Source organism: Legionella cincinnatiensis, from assembly GCF_900452415.1.
GTDB classification, from domain to species: domain Bacteria; phylum Pseudomonadota; class Gammaproteobacteria; order Legionellales; family Legionellaceae; genus Legionella; species Legionella cincinnatiensis.
Genome location: NZ_UGNX01000001.1, coordinates 1633114 through 1651670, shown reverse-complemented (window position 1 = coordinate 1651670; position 18557 = coordinate 1633114). Strand labels below are relative to the sequence as shown.

Genomic DNA, 18557 nt, shown 5'->3' with positions numbered 1-18557 from the left:
GACCTTTATAGAGCGAAGCATCGAGCAGGTAGATGATGACTGCCAAAGTATCATTTTCACGCAAAATGCATCAATAAATACCGTCTAAGCCACACCCGCATATGTTTCGAATGTGGCCTTTACGGTGCAAATTATTCTAAATCTGGTTCTGGGGATTCTAATGGCTCAGGTTCAGGTAATCCAGGATCATCTGGCTCAAGAGGCTCTGGATTGTCTGGATACTCATCCGGCACACTAGGAAACTCATCAGGTTGTGGTATTTCATCGCCGTTTTTCAAAATAGATCCTTTATTTTGTTAAGATTATAAAAAATTATAGCAAAGGAAATAAAATGAAAGTAGCTGTTATCACCGGTGCTGCAAATGGAATTGGATTAGCATTAACCCAAGTTCATTTACAACAAGGGCATTTTGTAGTTATGGTGGATAAAGATAGTGGTAAACTTAAAAATGAAGCCACCCGATTATTGGCTTTATTTCCAGAAAAAATTTTGGAAGTTTGTTGTGATGTAACCAAGCCAAACCACGTGAGTCAATTGGCTCAACAAGTTCAGTTTGAGTTGGGACGTGTCGATTGGATTTATAATAATGCAGGTATTATAGGCCAATTAAGCCCGATTTGGGATTTATGCCCTGAACACATTCAAAAAGTAATGGACGTTAATTTATTTGGAATGATTCATATGATTCAGGCGTTTATGCCCTTCTTATTTCAACAAACATTTTATTCGCATATCGTTAATATAGCCAGCTTATACGCTCTTTGTACAGGTTCGCAGACTCCTTCTTATTCGATGTCAAAACATGCAGTTTTAGCTTTATCTGAATCTTTATATTTTGATCTAGAACGTATGGAAAAACCGGTAAATATCTCCGTAGTGTTTCCTTCATTTACGGATACAGCATTGTTATCTTCCAACGAACATACCCCTTCACAATTCCAAGAAATGTTGAAGTCACTTTTATCTCACTCCCGACCTGCTCTTGATATTGCTGAATATATAATCCACGAAGTTGAACAAAAAAAATTCTATATTTTTCCTGATAAAGAAGTTAAAGGATATTGTGAAGAACGAACTAAGGCCATGATACTTCAAGAAACTCCCCACGTGACTAACATTGAAAAATTAATGAGTGCTCTTATTAAGCGACAATCTAAAAACTCCTCATAGAAACTCAATCATACACTTTTGTGATCACTGGGTAGTATACGTCAAAAAAGTAAGCGTTCACGTATAATGGTGCCAGCTTAAGGAAAACTGATTTCTGTTTTTCTGCAGCCCGGATTAGGCAAAGCCGTAATCCGGGGGAAGGCGTGGTACAAAACTCCCGGATTACGACCGCGTCAATCCGGGCTACATGTACTAATATTACTGAACTTATATTACTGAACTTATCAAGTTAACACCATTTCCTCGAATACTTCCTCAGTTACGCTTCTAACATATCCATGAGCTCGCGACGAAATTTATGATAATCTACTTCTAAAGCATGTCGAATATGTGATTTAAACCGGTAATGAGGTTTATTCATTTCAAGTTCTATCTTTTCATGTAGACTTTCGGGACGCTGCAAAGTACCCATAATAATGCGTGCTGCAATTTTTGATTGGTAATCAGCCAATGGCCAAATACACCCTTGTGGTTGACATAAACCAATAAAATAAAGTGTATCAAAATTTGGATGCATCATTTTTCGATAAAGTGGAATCTTAGTAGAATTACTAAAATCAGCCACTACCTTATCAAGGAAAGGAAAACTAATTTTATAACCGGTAGCAAAAATGATTGTATCAAATTCTTCGCATTTACCATCAGTAAAATATACTCGTTTACCGTCAAAATGAGTCATTCCTGGGCGAGGAAATATTTCTCCATGACGAATAAAATAAAGAAGCTCTGTATTAATAGTTGGATGAATTTCTAAGGGACCACAATCTGGCTTCATTAACTTATATTTTGCATAGCGACCTTGAAGGATACGCGCAAAAAAACTCAAAATTTTCTGTCGCAGCCAAGAAGGCATCCATCGGATTTTTGCCACCGCGTCATCAGTAGGCTTTCCAAATACAAATTTAGGAAAAATATGATACCCTCTACGCATACTGATACACGTATTAGGTGAAACTCTTGCTATTTCGACAGCAATATCACAGGCAGAATTGCCCCCTCCTACCACTAAAACACGCTGTCCTTTAAATATGGAAGCCTTTTTATATTGGTGAGAATGAAGTATCTGACCAGAAAATTCGCCGGGATATTCTGGCAAAACAGGATCCCAATGATGTCCATTAGCCACTAATAAATAATCAAAATACTCCTCACCAATACCCTGCTCGTTTTCGAAAACTACCTTCCATTGATTTTGATTAATGGGTACCGCATTTAAAACTTGGGTATTAAAGCGAATGTACTTAATTAAATTAAAATGATCCGCATAACTTTGGAAGTAATCTAAAACCAATCGATGAGAAGGATAATCAGGATAATGATGTGGCATTGGAAAATCTTCAAACTCAGACCAACGCTTTGAACTGATAATATGGGTCGTCTCATAAATACTGGAATGATCATTTTCTTCATCATAAATCCAGTTACCACCAATTTGATTATTTTTTTCAAAAACGGTGATATTTTTTACACCCTGTTCTTGCAAATTTTTAATTGCAGCAAGCCCACTTGGACCTGCTCCTATAACACAGACACGAGGACAATGGTCTTTACCCATTTGCTTTATTTGCATTACTCAACACCTTTTTCACTTCTTTCATTATCATAGCTTGTACAATAGGATCTTTATCAATAGTGAAATGATTCACTGTTATTCCTTTTACCTCAGTCACATTGATATTATCAATACGAGTTTTTTCAGGATCGACAGCCTTAAGCCTTAACCCACTAAACATAGGTACAAAACTAGGCTTATAAAAATTCATTGCATACTTTACGTTAGGAGGAACAATCGTTTGTGACACCGCATCAACAGTAACTAATAAGTCAACTGGAATGCCAACTTTATTAAGATTACGCGCAACCTTGATTTGCTCATTTGCACCTAAAGAATGACCTACGAGAATAATAGGTCTATGTATTTTATGTGTTTGATAATAAGAAACAATTTTACGTGTCACATTACCCGCATTATACCACATATCACTAGGCGCTGTAATATTACACTCATCCACTACAGTGTCACTGAGTGTTCTCATTCCTGTACTGAATAATCCAAGACCGCCCAACATTGTATGTACTTCGCCTTTGTAAGGTTGAGACTTACTCATCTTAACTGCTTTTTTTACAGGTTGTTTGCTAGATTGAGCCATTATAGGTTGAGAAGACTTAGGTATTGGCTTTTTAACGGAGGCTCTACCGCCGGATAAGTCAACACACCCCACTAAACTCATTGTCATAAGAGAGAGCCAAAAAGATATAAAAAAATTTAATTTTCTATTTTGTGCAGAATTCATTTTATTTTTTATTTATATTTTTAGAACGAGAATGATAGCTTATTCTTATAATATTTGCCAAGATACTCCTGTCTTGCGATAGCAATTATAAATTTTGCTGCCTGATTTTGATAATATAAAATGCATTATAAAATGTAAAAAATTCCTGCATGACAAAACTAATGCCTGTATTTTACAATTTGGCTCTTTTTTACTTCACTATGGAACCCCTTTAGTTTATGAAAACACCAAGTGCGATACTCACAGTAAGCCAACTTAACCGCCAGGTAAAAAGCTATCTTGAAAATGAACTTGGTATAGTTTACGTTGAAGGAGAACTTTCAAATCTAAGTAAACCTGTATCTGGACATTACTATTTTACTTTAAAGGACAATGGTGCCCAAATTCGCTGTGTCTATTTTAAAAACCGCCACAGCGCACCTACAAATAAGTTATCTGATGGTCAGCATGTCATTGTAAGCGGAAGATTAAGTTTGTACGAAGCACGTGGCGATTATCAATTGATCGTAGAGCAAGTTACCGAAGCAGGTCTAGGAGCACTGTATCAACGTTTTGAAGAATTAAAAAATAAATTGGCTGCTGAAGGATTATTTGCTTCAATAAACAAACACCCTATTCCCTCTATGCCGCGTACTATTGGGGTAATCACATCAACCACTGGAGCTGCAATTCGTGATATATTATCAACACTTGCACGACGATTTCCTTTAGCCCACGTCTTAATCTACCCCAGTGAAGTTCAAGGTGCTGGAGCAGCACAACAACTAATTCAAGCGTTACAACGTGCCAATAGAGAAAAACGTAGTGATGTGCTCCTTCTTGCTCGTGGTGGTGGAAGTATTGAGGATTTGTGGGCATTTAACGATGAGCAGTTAGCTCGTCAAATCGCAAGCAGCTCTATCCCCATTGTATCTGGAATAGGACACGAAACTGATTTTACCATTGCTGACTTTGTTGCGGATTATAGAGCAGAAACACCAACAGCAGCGGCTATCGCAGCAACTCCTGATTGTCATGAACTCCTCAAATTATTAAATCATTCAATAACACGTTTGCATGACGCAATGCATCGATTTTTGCAAAAATATCAAATAAAACTACATCACTTAATGGATAAAATATCATCGCCACAAAAAGCCATTTCTCACTACTGGCAAACTACAGATTATTTAGAAAGACAACTTATTTCGCACATGAACTACATCATCAAACAAAAAAAACATCGGTTACATCTCGATACAAATAATCTAAAAACAAGCAACCCAAAAACAAAAATCACCCGAATTCAACTTAATTTACAACAAATTTCGACACAATTAACCCAACTCATGCACGCTAAATTAAACCAGCTTAAATATCAATTAAGTACTCAATTGTCGACTTTACACGCCGTAAGTCCATTAGCGACTCTAGATAGAGGCTACGCGATTGCAACTAAAAAAAATAAAGTACTGCTTGCTAGCGGGCAAGTGCATGTCGGCGATACAATAAATGTTCGCTTAGCAGAGGGAAATCTGACTTGTGAGGTTACACAAATACAAGAGTAATATATGCTTGAAGAATTAAATAATAGCCTTGAGTTAATCATTATTCAAACAAAAAATAATAGTTCAATCCTCACTATTATTCTTTTAATTCCTTGGTTTTTCTTTTTGGTAATTCGCTTTATTTATAGAAGAATTTTACTGTTGGGAATTATCCCAAGGCATATTCGTGGATTACCTGGTATTCTTTTTGCACCACTCTTGCATGCAGATTTCAATCATATATTTTTTAACTCTATTCCTTTGGTGGTCTTAAGTAATTTTATTTTAATTAATGGGCTTAACTACTTCATTTTTGTGACCTTGCTAATTACCTTATTAAGCGGTATTGCTATTTGGTGTTTTGCCAAACCAGGTTTACATGTGGGTGCAAGTGGTTTAATTACCGGTTATTGGGGCCTATTAGTGAGTAATATCTATCAAAATGGTACTGTAACAACTTTAATCTTAGGTGTGATTAGCCTGTACTATTTTGCGGGCATATTCTTGGGAATTTTTCCTAAAGAAAAGGGAGTATCCTGGGAGGCGCATTTATTTGGTCTTTTAGCAGGTTTAGCGACCAGTTATTTATTAAGACTTTACCCTAATTTCCTGGAGATAATTTCGGTTTTATCTAATAATTTTTAAACCAATATGCTATCCTAAAATTAAAAAATAATAAGAGAAATCAGATGCTATCATTTAAAAATTTATTTTATGCCAGTCTATTTTGTTTGCTTACCTCGCCTACATATGCTCAATCAGGTGCGCAGTCTGGATATGTATCTGGTTGTTGCAGCCAAATGGGTGGCGTTAGTTACTGTGACTCTTCTGCCGGCCGGCTAGTCTGTAAAAATGGATTTTATTCCGCATGTTATTGTACTCCCCATGCTGTAATGGATTTGCAACTGTTTAGAGGCTGCTGTTTGTGGAAAGGAGGAGTCGTCACCACCTACAATACTACTGGTTTTGTTGTATGTAACGATGGATCAATTTCCGAAGAATGCTCTTTGCGGCCTGAAGAAAAAATTGCAGCTTGGTAAGTAATGTAGGTTATATGCAATATAAAGCTTTATCAATTGCAGGATTTGATGGTTCTGGGGGTGCGGGCATTCAAGCGGATCTTAAAACCTTTTCTGCTCTAGGCTGTTATGGTATGACTGTACTTACAGCACTACCCATACAAAATACATGTGGTGTGAGAAATTGTTATACTCTGCCACTACAAAGCATAGAAGATCAATTAAATGCACTATTTGATGATATTAGACCTGACAGCATCAAAATAGGCATGCTATTCAATAGTGAGATTATTCAATTAGTTGCTTCATTTCTTAAAAGAAAAGCAAAAAATATCCCTATTATTATCGATCCTGTAACTCTTGCTAAAAGCGGCGATGCTTTATTATTACCCGAAGCTATTGATGCATTGATCACCTTACTTATGCCTCTAGCAACCCTAATCACTCCCAATATTCCTGAAGCAGCTACATTTACTGGACTTACTGCACAATCGGAAGAGGAAATGTTATCTGTAGGGCAAAAATTGTTAGAATTTGGCCCTAAAAACGTTTTGTTAAAAGGTGGACATTTAAATTCAATAAACTCCAATGACTTACTTATAAGATCTCATGGCAAATCTCATTGGTTCATAAATCCAAGAATAAATACCTCTAATACTCATGGCACTGGCTGTACTCTTTCGGCAGCAATTACAGCCTGCCTCGCTCAAAAAATTGACTTAATTAAGGCGTGTAGTATTGCAAAAACTTATTTATTTAACGCAATTCAGGCTGCTAAAGATGAAAGCGTGGGTTTAGGAAACGGACCAGTACAACATTTCTATCATCTTTGGCCCGTTCAATTATTTGATCTTTAATTTTTTATTAACGCATTTCTATTAACTCACCAAAACATAAGGCACTAAAAATAATTAATAAATAACCTACTGTTGAATAGCAAAATACTGTATCTGTAAATGACGAAAAACAAAAAGAAATTAATAAACCTAAAAGAATAGGTTTCGTTTCTTTAAGCTTGAAAAAAGTAATAAATAAAGTACCTAAGAATAAGAATAACAGCGTAATACCAATTAAGCCTTGTTCAGCGAGCGTTAACCAATACTGACCATGGGGTTCATTTAATTTTTTCCCCCATGCTGGTATAGGTTGTTCCAATGAAAAACGGTAGGGAAACCCACCAGTACCAATGCCTATAAGAGGATGTTCTTTAAATAATGATTCTGCATATTGATGAAATTGTATTCTAAATCCTAAAGAATTATTCTCCTGATGTTGTTGCAATGATTTAACATCATTAAGCAATGCATGGGTGGTTAATTGCATCCTAGGGCTTAGAGTATAGGCCAAAATAATTGTGCAAAAAAACAACATTACCCCTACTATCGCTTTTTTCAAAGACATTCTCTGTAGCATAAGCATTGTCATTAAAAGTGTATATATCAAATAACCTGTTTTTCCCGTATTTAAAAATAGAATTTGATAACTTCCTAAAAAAAATATACTTAGGGAAAAAAGACGGCGTGATTGACTCACGTCAGCTTTAAAAAGCTGCAATCCAGCCAGATAAACTCCTAAAGCCACCATATATCCGGTAATTATATGGTTATAAAATACCTCTCCAGGATCAGAAACATTATTCAATTCCAAAAGATTTCTTGCTTTCAAAATAGAAAGAATACAAGTTAATAACATTACGGATAGATAACTATCTAAAACCCATTGCCTTGTTCTGGGTTGAATAAAAGCAACCGTCAGAATTGGTAAAAAAATTAACTTAGAATACTTATCAATCGTATTATAACGGGTTGCTAAAGGTGCATCGGACCAAAAGCATGCAATAATAATATAAAGAAAAAAAACCAATGCTGCACGTGCCCATAATGTATTAAAAGTACAATATAAATATTGCCTATAATAGGGTGTAAATACTATAGCCAACAAACTAAGGACCATCAAAATTGATTTGATACTGGAACTGATAGGAATAGAAAAAACCAATAAAACAATAAGAATTGGGGCTAATAAATTGATTTTTTCTTCCGAAAAAAACGATCTCAAATGAGCTCCTCTGCATTTTGAGCTAAAGATGGTAATTGATCTAAATTTTTATCTCGATATATTTGCTTAACACCGCGATAAAAAGTGCCTTGTGCATTAAATACAGCAAATAAAAAGCCTCTTTTACCATCCAAAAATCCTCGTTGTACGATATAACATCTAAAAAACATCCATAGAGTGCTAGCTAATGTCTTACTTAAGCTTGGCCTTTTTTGCTTTGAAATATATGTTTTTGCACTGTAGGATGAATATTTATTTAATTTATAAAGCACATGACTCACATCTTTGAATGAATGGTGCATAATCGGACTTTTTATTTTACCAATACGCGCCCCCTCTGGAAGAACTATTTTTTCATGTACTATATCTTCGCTAAAATGGGCGTTAGCCCGTTTAAAAAGACGAGCATGTCGTTTAGGACTGGAAGAGTACTTTAAAGGCTGATTGTAGAAATACATTTGAATTGCAACCCTAAAAGCATCTGCGGAGTCAGAAGCCATAGCCTGTATTATTTCTTGTTGCAATTCTTGGCTTACAGATTCGTCTGCATCAAGATTCAATACCCAATCACAGTGTGCTTTTGATAAAGCACGCTGCTTTTGAGCCCCATAACCAGGCCAATCTGTAGAATAAACATTATCTGTATATTCTTTTGCAATAGCGACTGTGTTATCCGTACTTCCTGAATCTAATACTATAACTTCATCAGCAAATTGTACTGACTCTAAACACCTTCTGATATTCTGTTCTTCGTTTTTAGTGATTATTATTACCGATAACGTCATTTAAAAAACGCCCTCACGATGATCATGACTATCAAAGTGCAATTTACCATCTTTTACTTTCAAAGTGACGTGACCGCCATGCATCAACTTACCAAAAAGCAGTTCATCAGCAAGAGGTTTTTTCACATTTTCTTGAATTAGTCGCGCCATAGGACGAGCACCCATTACTTTATCATAGCCATGTTCAATCAACCATTCACGAGCCATTTTATCCACAGTAAAGGTCACTCCTTTGTGGCTGAGTTGCTCATCTAGTTCCATAATAAATTTATCGACGACTAAACCAATAGTTACTGCATCCAAGGGAGCAAAGTTAATAATTGCATCCAGTCTATTTCTAAACTCTGGGCTAAATTGCTTTTTAATGACTTCCAGTCCATCATTACTGTTGTCTTGTTGTGAAAAGCCAATGGAGTTACGCACCATTTCTCCCGCCCCTGCATTGGAAGTCATTACCAGAATAATGTGCCTAAAATCTGCTTGACGGCCATTTGTATCGGTTAACGTGCCATGATCCATGATTTGTAACAGTAAATTAAATACGTCAGGATGTGCTTTCTCAATTTCATCAAGCAAAAGTACCGCATGTGGGTTTTTGGTAACTGCTTCTGTAAGTAATCCTCCTTGATCATATCCTACATATCCTGGAGGAGCGCCGATTAATCGAGAAACTGTATGTTTTTCCATATATTCAGACATATCAAAACGCAACAGCTCGATCCCTAAAACATTAGCTAGCTGTCTGGTTACCTCAGTCTTTCCAACCCCTGTTGGACCAGCAAATAAGAAACAGCCAACTGGTTTTTGTGGATCTCTAAGTCCAGAGCGACCTAATTTAATTGCAGAAGCCAATGCAGTGATTGCTTGATCTTGTCCATAAACTAGAAGTTTCAAATCACGTTCCAAATTACGTAATGTATCTTTATCACGAGCGGATACTTTCTTAATAGGGATACGCGCGATTTTTGCAACTACGCTTTCAATTTCAGTAACACTAATTATTTTTTTACGCTTGCTGGCTGTTAATAAATTTTGATATGCACCCGCCTCATCAACAACATCAATCGCTTTATCTGGTAAAAATCGATCATTAATGTATTTTGCAGACAATTCTGCTGCAGCTTTTAGAGCCGGTATCGTGAATTTTACGCCGTGATGCTCTTCCAAACGACCTTTTAATCCTTTCAAAATTTCAAAAGTTTCATCAATTGTAGGTTCAGGAATATCAATTTTTTGAAAACGTCGTGCCAAAGCTCTATCTTTTTCGAAGATACCTCGGTATTCCTGATAGGTCGTAGATCCTATACATTTCAATTCGCCGTTTGCTAACAGAGGCTTAATTAAATTAGAGGCATCCATCACCCCACCCGAAGCTGCGCCAGCGCCAATAATGGTATGAATTTCATCAATAAACAAAACAGCGCCCTCTTGTTGGCTGAGTTGTTTTAATACAGCTTTTAATCGTTTTTCAAAATCACCGCGATATTTTGTTCCAGCAAGTAACGCTCCTAAATCAAGCGAGTAAACAATACAATCACGAATAGCATCAGGTATTTCACCATCAACAATACGTCGTGCTAATCCTTCAGCAATTGCAGTCTTACCAACTCCTGCTTCGCCCACAAGTAATGGATTGTTTTTTCTGCGTCGGCACAACACTTGAATAGTCCGTTGTACTTCTTCATGTCGTCCGATTAAAGGATCAATTTTGCCTTGTTTCGCACGTCTATTAAGATTTGTACAATAACTTTCAAGAGGTGATTCATTACCTTCTGATGCCCCCATCTCATCTTCCATAGAATTCATGTTTTCATGCATGTCATTATTCTGATACTTAGAAACACCATGCGAAATATAATTAATTACATCAAGCCGTGTAATATTTTCACGACGTAAGAAATAAACAGCTTGACTTTCTTGTTCACTAAAAATAGCTGCTAAGACATTTGCTCCAGTTACTTCTGTTTTTCCTGCCGATTGTACATGAAAAACAGCGCGTTGCAGCACTCGTTGAAAACCAAGTGTTGGTTGAGTTTCCCTATCTACCTCATCTTCAGGAATTCTAGGAGTAGTTTCATCAATAAATTCAATCAAATCTCGGCGTAATGCTTCAATATTTGCATCACAGGCCTGCAATACACTTCCAGCTGATGGATTATCAAGCAAAGACAACAGCAAATGCTCAACTGTCATAAATTCATGACGCTTTTCTTTTGCTTCCTTGAAAGCTAGGTTCAAGGTAAATTCAAGTTCTTTATTTAACATTGTCGTTGCTCCTCTTCAGCCCACAGCAATTACTCGGGTTCCATGCTTGATAGCAATGGATGCTGATTTCGTCTGGCGTATTCATTTACCAAAGCTACTTTTGTTTCTGCAATATCTCGTGTAAATACCCCACACACGCCTTTTCCTTGAAAATGAACTTGCAGCATTATCTGAACAGCCATTTCCTCGCTGAGGTGAAAAAAATGCTTCAGAACATCAACTACAAAATCCATTGGTGTATAATCATCATTGAGCAACACAACTTTGTACTTTCTAGGCACTTTGATTTCTGAGCTCATTTCTGGTTCAGTAACTCTATGCCTTACAATTTCCTCTAGATTTTGTCCGCTCATAACATACAACCTCTATACTATTTTTATAGACTCCCTGCGCGTTTTTGGCCAGTAAAAACTGCTAATTTTAATGAAAAAAAAGCCTTTGGAATAATGAAAAACATATTGATTAGATACCACTCATTATGAAACCACTATCACAAATTACTACTTAGGGCGAGGTGAAGGATCCTGGAGGTCTCTTTTACCCTACCCCAGATTCTATTCACTACAGCCCTAAATTCAGCTCATACAAGAGCTATCTATGTAAAAAATTACATATGTTTAATTATTTCATCACCAAAGCCAGAGCTACTTACCAAAGTTGCGCCCGTCATGCCACGTTCAAAGTCATAAGTTACTGTTTTAGCTTCTATAGCACCTTCCATGCCTTTGATAATTAAATCAGCTGCCTCATTCCAGCCCATATGACGTAACATCATTTCGGCAGATAAAATTATTGAGCCAGGGTTTACTTTATTCTTACCCGCATATTTTGGTGCTGTTCCGTGAGTTGCTTCAAATACTGCAACTTTGTCACTTATGTTAGCACCAGGAGCAATACCAATACCACCAACTTGAGCTGCTAAGGCATCAGAGATGTAGTCTCCATTCAAATTTAACGTAGCAATGACACTATAATCTTCGGGTCTTAAAAGAATTTGCTGTAAGAATGCATCTGCAATGACGTCATTGACGATAATTTGCTTGCCTGTTTTAGGATTCTTGAATTCCATCCAAGGCCCGCCATCAAACTCTTTGGCGCCAAAAACATCGCGTGCAACTTCATAGCCCCATTCTTTAAACGCACCTTCGGTAAACTTCATAATATTACCTTTATGGACCAAAGTTACAGTATGGCGATCATTATCAATTGCATATTGAATTGCTGCCCTTACTAGACGAGTAGTTCCTTCTTTGGAAACTGGCTTAATTCCTATTCCACAATGCTCAGGAAAACGGATTTTTTTGACGCCCATATCTTTTACCAAGAACTCAATCACCTTTTTAACTTCTGGAGTATCTGCTTGCCATTCGATACCTGCATAAATATCTTCTGAATTCTCTCTAAAAATCACCATATCCGTTTTCCAGGGTTCTTTAACTGGGCTTGGAACTCCATCGAAATAACGAATTGGGCGTAAACAAGTAAAAAGATCCATTTCTTGGCGAATAGCTACATTTAAGGAGCGAATTCCACCACCTACCGGAGTGGTCAAGGGACCCTTAATTGAAACCACATATTTTTTCATTGCATCCATTGTTTCTTTAGGTAACCATTGATCTGCACCATATACCTTAGTTGCTTTTTCACCCGCATATACTTCCATCCAGGCAATTTTCCTCTTGTCACCATATGCTTTTGCAACCGCAGCATCAACAACTCGAATCATAGGGGGCGTCACATCAACACCAATACCATCTCCCTCAATAAAAGGAATTATAGGGTTATTGGGTACACGAAGAGATAGATCAGCAGCTACAGTAATCGCTTCACCATGTGAAGGCACTTTGATTTTATCGTATGTCATTGACAACTCCGTAAATTTAGAGAGGCCTCAATAATAGCATGTGATAACTTGGAATCCCAAGCATGATTTTATTTAATTTGCAGCTTAAGATAATGATGTAGCATTTAGATAAGATAATAAACATCTTGTGTAACGAGTTGATTTTCATCTGTATAAACATCTACAGGGTTTACATGAAATAGATAAGATGGATAATGCAGCGAAAATGTAGTTTAAAACAATAAACATCTTCTTTTCTAGCTGCCTTTCTTTGCTACAAACACAATTTTGGATCAATAATTGCTTATGCATGTTGCAGCATTTTAATTTGCTCCATCAATTGATCATAACCAGCCTCAACATTGATGTAATCATTTTTTGCTAAATAAATAGATAATGAGCCATCATCTGTTGCTGATGGTTTTTGTAAGACCCCATTATAGCCTTTACTTTTTAAACGAAGAAAATCACTAATTTTGGTTACTAAATAAAAATTTCGATAATAATTCTCAGGAACCATATGAAAAGCCTGTGCATCTTTTTCAAGTGGTTTTCCGGGTAAATAATCTTTCAGGGAATAGGATGAATTATTATGTACAGCAACTACTTTGCCCTCAGGTAATAATTGCTTAATTTTACTAGCTAACTTATTTACCTCTTGATGAGCTTGAGGACTATACTGACTTAATGATGTAAGTGTGTTCTTAATTCCCTTATCAGTAAAAATACGGTTCGGATCAAACTCATAGCGCTTACTATTAAGATGAAAAACTATATTTCTACCACCAGAATGAATTAAAGTTATCAGACTTCCCCCTTCATTTTGTATAACCGCTTGTGCTGCTTTTAAAGCCGTTTGCTCATTATGATGTAAATGCACAAAGGTTTTTCCTCTACCTACGATTTGTTTAATTTCTACTTTTTCATCACCAACCATTACTATGTGAGTCATAGCATAAGAAAACTGACAGAAAAATATTGAAACTAAAAAAGCATATTTCATCATTTATTTTTTTCACTACAAAGCAATTTTTGTGTGATTGTATAATAATTAACCTATAAAAACAATGAATTGTGACTATCATTAAATTTCTGATATCAATATTATTCAGCCTATAAATAATTAAAATAGTATTAGATAAACAAAAAATTAAGACACCATTTCGCTTTAAAACTTTATGTTCTTTCTGCTTCACTAAATTTAGATATCTGAAAAACTGCGCCATCTAGAAAAATCATTAATAAAACGGTCAATAGTAATAGACTTCGCCCCCATATTACACATATCGAACATATTGGCACGGTGTACTTCTTCCGTTTTTGCGCAAATCGCATCTTCAACAAGAACTACGTTATAATCATAAGCCAATGCATCAGTCACAGTACCACGGATACAATTAGGGGTTTGAATTCCGGTAAATACTAAGGTGTCTATGCAAAGCCGATCTAACATATTTTTCAAATTAGTATGAAAAAAACTACTAAATCTTTGCTTAGATAAAAGAAGCTCTCCATCTATTGGTTTCAATTCATCCACTACTTCCGCACCTTGGGTTCCCTCAACAAAAAATTTTTTTTCAGCAAATAGTTCCAGCCTAAATTTTTCGACATCAATACCACTTTCACGATGTATACGAAGATTGTAGATAATAGGTAATTTTTGACTTCTGCAGAAAGTAAGCACTGTCTTTACATTTGGGATAACAGCTTTGCCTTCGGGCAATATTCGGTTAATAGCATCATTTTGCATATCAATGATCATTAAAGCAATATCCATTTACATTCTCCTGTCCCTAGATTTACATAACTAAAATAGATTATAGTTGAATCAAATTAAGATATTCTCAGTAGTTAAAATCTGCTTGATGTTCATCCTTAACAGATTGATTGTACTAGAGCTCTATTGCCCTAAGTCTAGATACAGCCTACTATTAACTCGTTTCAACTTTAAGAAAGTATCTCATGTCTCAAATAATATTATTCAATAAACCTTATGGTATAGTCAGCCAATTTTCCGGTGAAGAGCATGAACATACATTAGCAGCTTTTATTGATATGCCCAATTTTTATGCAGCAGGACGATTGGATAAAAATAGTGAAGGATTACTTTTATTAACAGATAATGGGGCGCTACAACATAAATTGACCCATCCTAAATTCAACAAAAGAAAATATTATTGGGTTCAAGTCGAAGGAGCGCCTTGTGATGAAGATCTAGAAGTTCTTAGAAATGGCTTAGTTCTCAAAGACATCACCTTTTTGCCAGCTGAAGCCAGACTTATTGATGAACCAAAGCTTTGGTCCCGTAATCCACCGATTCGATTTAGAAAAAATGTTCCTACGAAATGGCTAGAAATTATTTTAAATGAAGGAAAAAATCATCAAATACGAAAAATGACTGCTGCAATTGGATTTCCTACTTTAAGATTAGTAAGGCATCGCATTAGCGACTGGCAATTAGATAATTTACAACCTGGTGAATACAAGATTATTCACACTGCTCTGAAGAAATAATTGTAGGCCAGGATATAGTGCAGCGACATCTCGGATTATGAGTCTCCGTTCGGAAAACCAGTACCTTTTTATGATCTTATGGCAGATTCTACAGCATTTACCGATAAGCCAAACGATTTAATAAATTATCCTGGCCAAGAAGACGAATCCATGGCCAGAGAAACATACTTACTATAGCGCTAGCAAATGGTGTAAATATGCTGTAATTAAAACCTAAAAGTACCGCAATTAAAGAAATAATTGATTGATATAGCAAGCAGAAAAATCCAATTAAAAATATTTGCTGCATCATTGAAAAAAATTGAAACCGTCTTGATTTACTTGAAGCAATCCACGTTACTAAAAGTAATGCAAAAGAGTGCTCTCCAATAACTGTGGCAAGCAGTACATCCAATAATAAACCTACAAATAATAATGTAGTTAATTTAAAATTACCTGGCAAAAAATATTCTATGTAAAGAATAAGTAACAAAATCCATGGTGGGCGAAAAGCTGAAATTAATTCAGGCATAGGCAAGATAGATAAAAGAAGCGCTACAATAAAACTCAATCCTAAGCGAATACGAAGATTTTTCATTACATGGTCTCCTTCGCATTTAAACGCTCATTAATTTGTGCCGTCAACTGTTCTTGTTTCACATCAGGCCATATTAACAAAACCAATCGATTCCTATTCAGTAAAGCAACGGGCTTCACTTTAACTTTGACAAAATCTTCACCAGGAATACTATTAACCTCTTCTACGAGTCCTACGGGATAACCTTCCGGATAATGCCTGTCTAAACCTGAAGTGACTAACACATCACCAGGATGAATCGAAGAAGTTTTTGGTAAATTAATTAAAGACAACTCCTCTATATCATTTGTTCCTACAAGAATTGCTCGCTCTCCGGTTCGATTATTTCGAACAGGGACAGCGCTTTTAGAATCGGAAATAAGTAAAACCGTACTGGTTATTGGTCCAATATCAATAATTTGTCCCATAACTCCTTTCGCATCTAGAACAGGTTGGCCTACATAAGCCCCATGCAGCTTACCCTTATCTAAAACAACTACTTGACGTGAATTGCTCGTATCTACAGCTAAGATTTGAGCCGCCATAGCACTCATATCCGCTTTTGATGAGGTGAGAAGCAATTCTTTCAATTGCAAATTTTCTTTTTGAATAACAATTAATTTTTGTAACTCTGCCTCAAGCATGGTTTGCTTATAACGCAATTGCATATTTTCTGCAATTAAAGCTTTTTTAGCACTAACTAGCGATTGAACCCACCCTACAACACGTACAGGATAATCAACTGCGTATTGTAAAGGAGCAACGATTAAAGAAAAACCACTACGCACATTATCTAAGTAACGATAATGATAATCAGAAAACATAAGAAAAACAGAAAACAAAAGAGCGAGCACAAATCCTATAGAACTGTACCCGCTCCTACTAAATAATCTGTTATGCGTATTATTCTGTTGAGAGGAAATCACCGCCGCGTAAGTCCATGGTTTCTAAAGCTTTACCACCACCGCGTGCAACACAGGTCAGCGGATCTTCAGCAATTAATACAGGTAGGCCCGTTTCTTCCATCAGCAAAGTATCGATGTTTTTCAACAAAGCACCACCTCCGGTTAAAACCATACCTCGTTCAGCAATATCTGCTGCCAACTCAGGGGGAGCCAACTCCAAGGCCGCTCTTACAGCACCAACAATACCTGATAGAGGTTCTTGTAAGGCTTCCAAAATCTCAGCACTTGTCAAAATGAAACTACGTGGAACACCTTCTGCTAGGTTTCGTCCTCGCACTTCGATTTCAAACAAATCACGACTAGGAAAGGCTGAGCCAATTTCATGTTTTATACGCTCTGCAGTGGTTTCACCAATAAGCGTACCATAATTACGACGCACATAAGACACGATTGCATCATCAAACTTATCACCGCCAATACGAACAGACTGATGATAAACAATACCACTTAAGGAAATAATCGCAACTTCTGTAGTACCACCACCGATATCTACAACCATAGAGCCACTTGCCTCTTCTACTGGCATTCCAGATCCTAAAGCTGCAGCCATAGGTTCTTCAATAAGGAATACCTCTCGAGCACCAGCTCCCATAGCAGATTCACGAATCGCACGACGCTCAACTTGCGTAGAACCACAAGGAACACAAACCAAAACACGTGGACTTGGTCGTAAAAATTTATTTTCGTGAACTTTATGTATAAAGTGTTGAAGCATTTTTTCAGTAACAAAAAAGTCAGCAATCACACCATCTTTCATGGGTCTAATCGCATTAATGTTGCCTGGAGTTCTTCCTAGCATACGCTTCGCTTCGAGACCAACAGCGGCAACTCGTTTTTGACCTGATTCATTACGTAAAGCAACAACAGAGGGTTCGTTTAACACAATCCCTTTATCTCTTACATAAATCAATGTATTGGCAGTTCCCAAGTCGATTGATAAATCATTGGAAAACACACCCCTTAATTTTCTGAACATAAGCAGTACTACCCCGTTCTTTTTTTTGCGCTACTTTATCCTAAATTTGGATAAAAATCGACAGTTCTTGGAGAACAATTTTAAATATTGAGCGAATTATGCCAAATTATGAGGCACAATTTCATTTCCGTTGTTGGTCTTAAATAGACCAACAACAACTGAGTATTTATTACTCCATTTTATGAATAACAAATACTTCATTTAACTTTTCACGATTCACATTGACAAAATGCTGCCCTAAACCCTTCACATCAGAAAGCTCCTCAAGAGATTTAAAACCGTGGTGGCTCTGGCGATAAGCAATAATTGCTTCAGCCCGTTTTTTTCCTATACCTTTAATTGAACCTGTAAGCATGGTTAAATCTGCTTTGTTGAGATCTATTTTATGAACCGCCGTTGGAGGTGGTTTTGGGGCTTCGCCCTGCTTAGCAAGAGTTGCATGCACAGGAAGGGTAATAACAAATAATGATAATACAACAGCAATACATTTTGCTTTCATAATTTTCTCCTTTTTGTTGGACTAGATGACTCGTTCCAGAGTCAGGTCAGAGTATCCCAAGATTTATAGGCACTGTCGAGAGATTT

Annotated in this window: 20 protein-coding genes; 6 read left to right on the top strand and 14 right to left on the bottom strand. The window is 36.5% G+C overall.

The genetic code is table 11. The features are described 5' to 3' along the window. Nucleotides 1-131: 131 nt before the first annotated feature. Nucleotides 132-278: a hypothetical protein gene (locus DYH34_RS18010; protein ID WP_165481795.1), complete on the bottom strand. Its 147-nt coding sequence runs from the start codon at nt 276-278 to the stop codon at nt 132-134. A gap of 53 nt (nt 279-331) precedes the next feature. Here DYH34_RS18010 and DYH34_RS07315 point away from each other — a divergent pair, with 53 nt between their 5' ends. After that, nucleotides 332-1171: an SDR family NAD(P)-dependent oxidoreductase gene (locus tag DYH34_RS07315; RefSeq protein WP_058466218.1), complete on the top strand. Its 840-nt coding sequence runs from the start codon at nt 332-334 to the stop codon at nt 1169-1171. Between the two features lie 259 nt (nt 1172-1430). Here DYH34_RS07315 and DYH34_RS07310 read toward each other — a convergent pair whose 3' ends face one another. Continuing rightward, the gene (locus DYH34_RS07310; RefSeq protein WP_058466217.1) at nt 1431-2741 is read right to left on the bottom strand and encodes a flavin-containing monooxygenase; all 1311 of its coding nucleotides are present in this window, start codon (nt 2739-2741) and stop codon (nt 1431-1433) included. After that, nucleotides 2719-3465: a hypothetical protein gene (locus DYH34_RS07305; RefSeq protein WP_058466216.1), complete on the bottom strand. Its 747-nt coding sequence runs from the start codon at nt 3463-3465 to the stop codon at nt 2719-2721. Before DYH34_RS07305 ends, DYH34_RS07310 begins: the two co-directional genes overlap by 23 nt. A 218-nt stretch (nt 3466-3683) precedes the next feature. Here DYH34_RS07305 and xseA point away from each other — a divergent pair, with 218 nt between their 5' ends. The 4 genes from xseA to thiD are packed head-to-tail and all read left to right on the top strand — an operon-like array spanning nt 3684 to nt 6867. Next, entirely contained in the window at nt 3684-5012 is a 1329-nt protein-coding gene (gene xseA / locus DYH34_RS07300; protein ID WP_058466215.1) for an exodeoxyribonuclease VII large subunit, read from the top strand. Between the two features lie 3 nt (nt 5013-5015). Continuing rightward, nucleotides 5016-5636: a rhomboid family intramembrane serine protease gene (locus tag DYH34_RS07295; RefSeq protein WP_058466214.1), complete on the top strand. Its 621-nt coding sequence runs from the start codon at nt 5016-5018 to the stop codon at nt 5634-5636. A gap of 44 nt (nt 5637-5680) precedes the next feature. Next, complete coding sequence (locus DYH34_RS07290; RefSeq protein ID WP_058466213.1) at nt 5681-6031, top strand: hypothetical protein; 351 nt, start codon at nt 5681-5683, stop codon at nt 6029-6031. 14 nt (nt 6032-6045) lie between these two features. After that, nucleotides 6046-6867 (top strand): bifunctional hydroxymethylpyrimidine kinase/phosphomethylpyrimidine kinase, encoded by an 822-nt coding sequence (thiD, locus tag DYH34_RS07285; protein WP_058466212.1) that lies wholly within the window; start codon nt 6046-6048, stop codon nt 6865-6867. A gap of 7 nt (nt 6868-6874) precedes the next feature. On the opposite strand, the gene DYH34_RS07280 is transcribed toward thiD, so the two are convergent. From DYH34_RS07280 to DYH34_RS07250, 7 genes are all read right to left on the bottom strand, one after another. Further along, the gene (locus tag DYH34_RS07280) at nt 6875-8068 is read right to left on the bottom strand and encodes an O-antigen ligase family protein (RefSeq protein ID WP_058466211.1); all 1194 of its coding nucleotides are present in this window, start codon (nt 8066-8068) and stop codon (nt 6875-6877) included. Further along, nucleotides 8065-8853, bottom strand: coding sequence for a glycosyltransferase family 2 protein (locus tag DYH34_RS07275; protein WP_058466210.1), 789 nt, complete (start codon nt 8851-8853; stop codon nt 8065-8067). The genes DYH34_RS07280 and DYH34_RS07275 overlap by 4 nt, the downstream gene beginning before the upstream one ends. Further along, complete coding sequence (clpA, locus tag DYH34_RS07270; protein ID WP_058466209.1) at nt 8854-11118, bottom strand: ATP-dependent Clp protease ATP-binding subunit ClpA; 2265 nt, start codon at nt 11116-11118, stop codon at nt 8854-8856. It abuts the gene before it with no gap. 29 nt (nt 11119-11147) lie between these two features. Then, nucleotides 11148-11471 carry an ATP-dependent Clp protease adapter ClpS gene (gene clpS, locus DYH34_RS07265; protein ID WP_058466208.1) on the bottom strand — a complete coding sequence of 108 codons (324 nt, stop codon included), beginning with the start codon at nt 11469-11471 and terminating at the stop codon, nt 11148-11150. Between the two features lie 254 nt (nt 11472-11725). Continuing rightward, nucleotides 11726-12982 carry an NADP-dependent isocitrate dehydrogenase gene (icd, locus tag DYH34_RS07260; protein ID WP_058466207.1) on the bottom strand — a complete coding sequence of 419 codons (1257 nt, stop codon included), beginning with the start codon at nt 12980-12982 and terminating at the stop codon, nt 11726-11728. 283 nt (nt 12983-13265) lie between these two features. After that, nucleotides 13266-13967, bottom strand: a complete 702-nt coding sequence (locus tag DYH34_RS07255) for an SAM-dependent methyltransferase (RefSeq protein WP_115342579.1) — start codon at nt 13965-13967, stop codon at nt 13266-13268. A gap of 195 nt (nt 13968-14162) precedes the next feature. Continuing rightward, complete coding sequence (locus DYH34_RS07250; RefSeq protein ID WP_058466206.1) at nt 14163-14738, bottom strand: cysteine hydrolase family protein; 576 nt, start codon at nt 14736-14738, stop codon at nt 14163-14165. Between the two features lie 185 nt (nt 14739-14923). Here DYH34_RS07250 and DYH34_RS07245 point away from each other — a divergent pair, with 185 nt between their 5' ends. Next, nucleotides 14924-15475 carry a pseudouridine synthase gene (locus DYH34_RS07245; protein WP_058466205.1) on the top strand — a complete coding sequence of 184 codons (552 nt, stop codon included), beginning with the start codon at nt 14924-14926 and terminating at the stop codon, nt 15473-15475. A 97-nt stretch (nt 15476-15572) separates the two neighbouring features. Here DYH34_RS07245 and mreD read toward each other — a convergent pair whose 3' ends face one another. The 4 genes from mreD to DYH34_RS07225 form a co-directional block, all read right to left on the bottom strand. Beyond that, nucleotides 15573-16052, bottom strand: coding sequence for a rod shape-determining protein MreD (gene mreD / locus DYH34_RS07240; RefSeq protein ID WP_058466204.1), 480 nt, complete (start codon nt 16050-16052; stop codon nt 15573-15575). Next, the gene (gene mreC / locus DYH34_RS07235; protein ID WP_058466203.1) at nt 16052-16957 is read right to left on the bottom strand and encodes a rod shape-determining protein MreC; all 906 of its coding nucleotides are present in this window, start codon (nt 16955-16957) and stop codon (nt 16052-16054) included. The genes mreD and mreC overlap by 1 nt, the downstream gene beginning before the upstream one ends. Further along, nucleotides 16935-17972, bottom strand: a complete 1038-nt coding sequence (locus DYH34_RS07230) for a rod shape-determining protein (protein ID WP_003636696.1) — start codon at nt 17970-17972, stop codon at nt 16935-16937. Before DYH34_RS07230 ends, mreC begins: the two co-directional genes overlap by 23 nt. Nucleotides 17973-18141: 169 nt before the next feature. Further along, on the bottom strand, nt 18142-18471 hold the full coding sequence (locus DYH34_RS07225; RefSeq protein WP_058466202.1) for a ComEA family DNA-binding protein: 330 nt from the start codon (nt 18469-18471) through the stop codon (nt 18142-18144). Nucleotides 18472-18557 lie beyond the last annotated feature (86 nt).

Excerpts from the sequence above, each read along its gene's own strand:
- DYH34_RS07250 (WP_058466206.1), bottom strand. The coding sequence starts at position 14,738 with ATGGATATTGCTTTAATGATCATTGATATGCAAAATGATGCTATTAAC.
- icd (WP_058466207.1), bottom strand. The coding sequence starts at position 12,982 with ATGACATACGATAAAATCAAAGTGCCTTCACATGGTGAAGCGATTACT.
- DYH34_RS07225 (WP_058466202.1), bottom strand. The coding sequence starts at position 18,471 with ATGAAAGCAAAATGTATTGCTGTTGTATTATCATTATTTGTTATTACC.
- clpS (WP_058466208.1), bottom strand. The coding sequence starts at position 11,471 with ATGAGCGGACAAAATCTAGAGGAAATTGTAAGGCATAGAGTTACTGAA.
- DYH34_RS07310 (WP_058466217.1), bottom strand. The coding sequence starts at position 2,741 with ATGCAAATAAAGCAAATGGGTAAAGACCATTGTCCTCGTGTCTGTGTT.
- DYH34_RS07305 (WP_058466216.1), bottom strand. The coding sequence starts at position 3,465 with ATGAATTCTGCACAAAATAGAAAATTAAATTTTTTTATATCTTTTTGG.
- DYH34_RS07290 (WP_058466213.1), top strand. The coding sequence starts at position 5,681 with ATGCTATCATTTAAAAATTTATTTTATGCCAGTCTATTTTGTTTGCTT.
- thiD (WP_058466212.1), top strand. The coding sequence starts at position 6,046 with ATGCAATATAAAGCTTTATCAATTGCAGGATTTGATGGTTCTGGGGGT.
- DYH34_RS07255 (WP_115342579.1), bottom strand. The coding sequence starts at position 13,967 with ATGATGAAATATGCTTTTTTAGTTTCAATATTTTTCTGTCAGTTTTCT.
- DYH34_RS07245 (WP_058466205.1), top strand. The coding sequence starts at position 14,924 with ATGTCTCAAATAATATTATTCAATAAACCTTATGGTATAGTCAGCCAA.
- DYH34_RS07315 (WP_058466218.1), top strand. The coding sequence starts at position 332 with ATGAAAGTAGCTGTTATCACCGGTGCTGCAAATGGAATTGGATTAGCA.
- DYH34_RS07275 (WP_058466210.1), bottom strand. The coding sequence starts at position 8,853 with ATGACGTTATCGGTAATAATAATCACTAAAAACGAAGAACAGAATATC.
- mreD (WP_058466204.1), bottom strand. The coding sequence starts at position 16,052 with ATGAAAAATCTTCGTATTCGCTTAGGATTGAGTTTTATTGTAGCGCTT.
- DYH34_RS07295 (WP_058466214.1), top strand. The coding sequence starts at position 5,016 with ATGCTTGAAGAATTAAATAATAGCCTTGAGTTAATCATTATTCAAACA.
- xseA (WP_058466215.1), top strand. The coding sequence starts at position 3,684 with ATGAAAACACCAAGTGCGATACTCACAGTAAGCCAACTTAACCGCCAG.
- clpA (WP_058466209.1), bottom strand. The coding sequence starts at position 11,118 with ATGTTAAATAAAGAACTTGAATTTACCTTGAACCTAGCTTTCAAGGAA.
- DYH34_RS07230 (WP_003636696.1), bottom strand. The coding sequence starts at position 17,972 with ATGTTCAGAAAATTAAGGGGTGTGTTTTCCAATGATTTATCAATCGAC.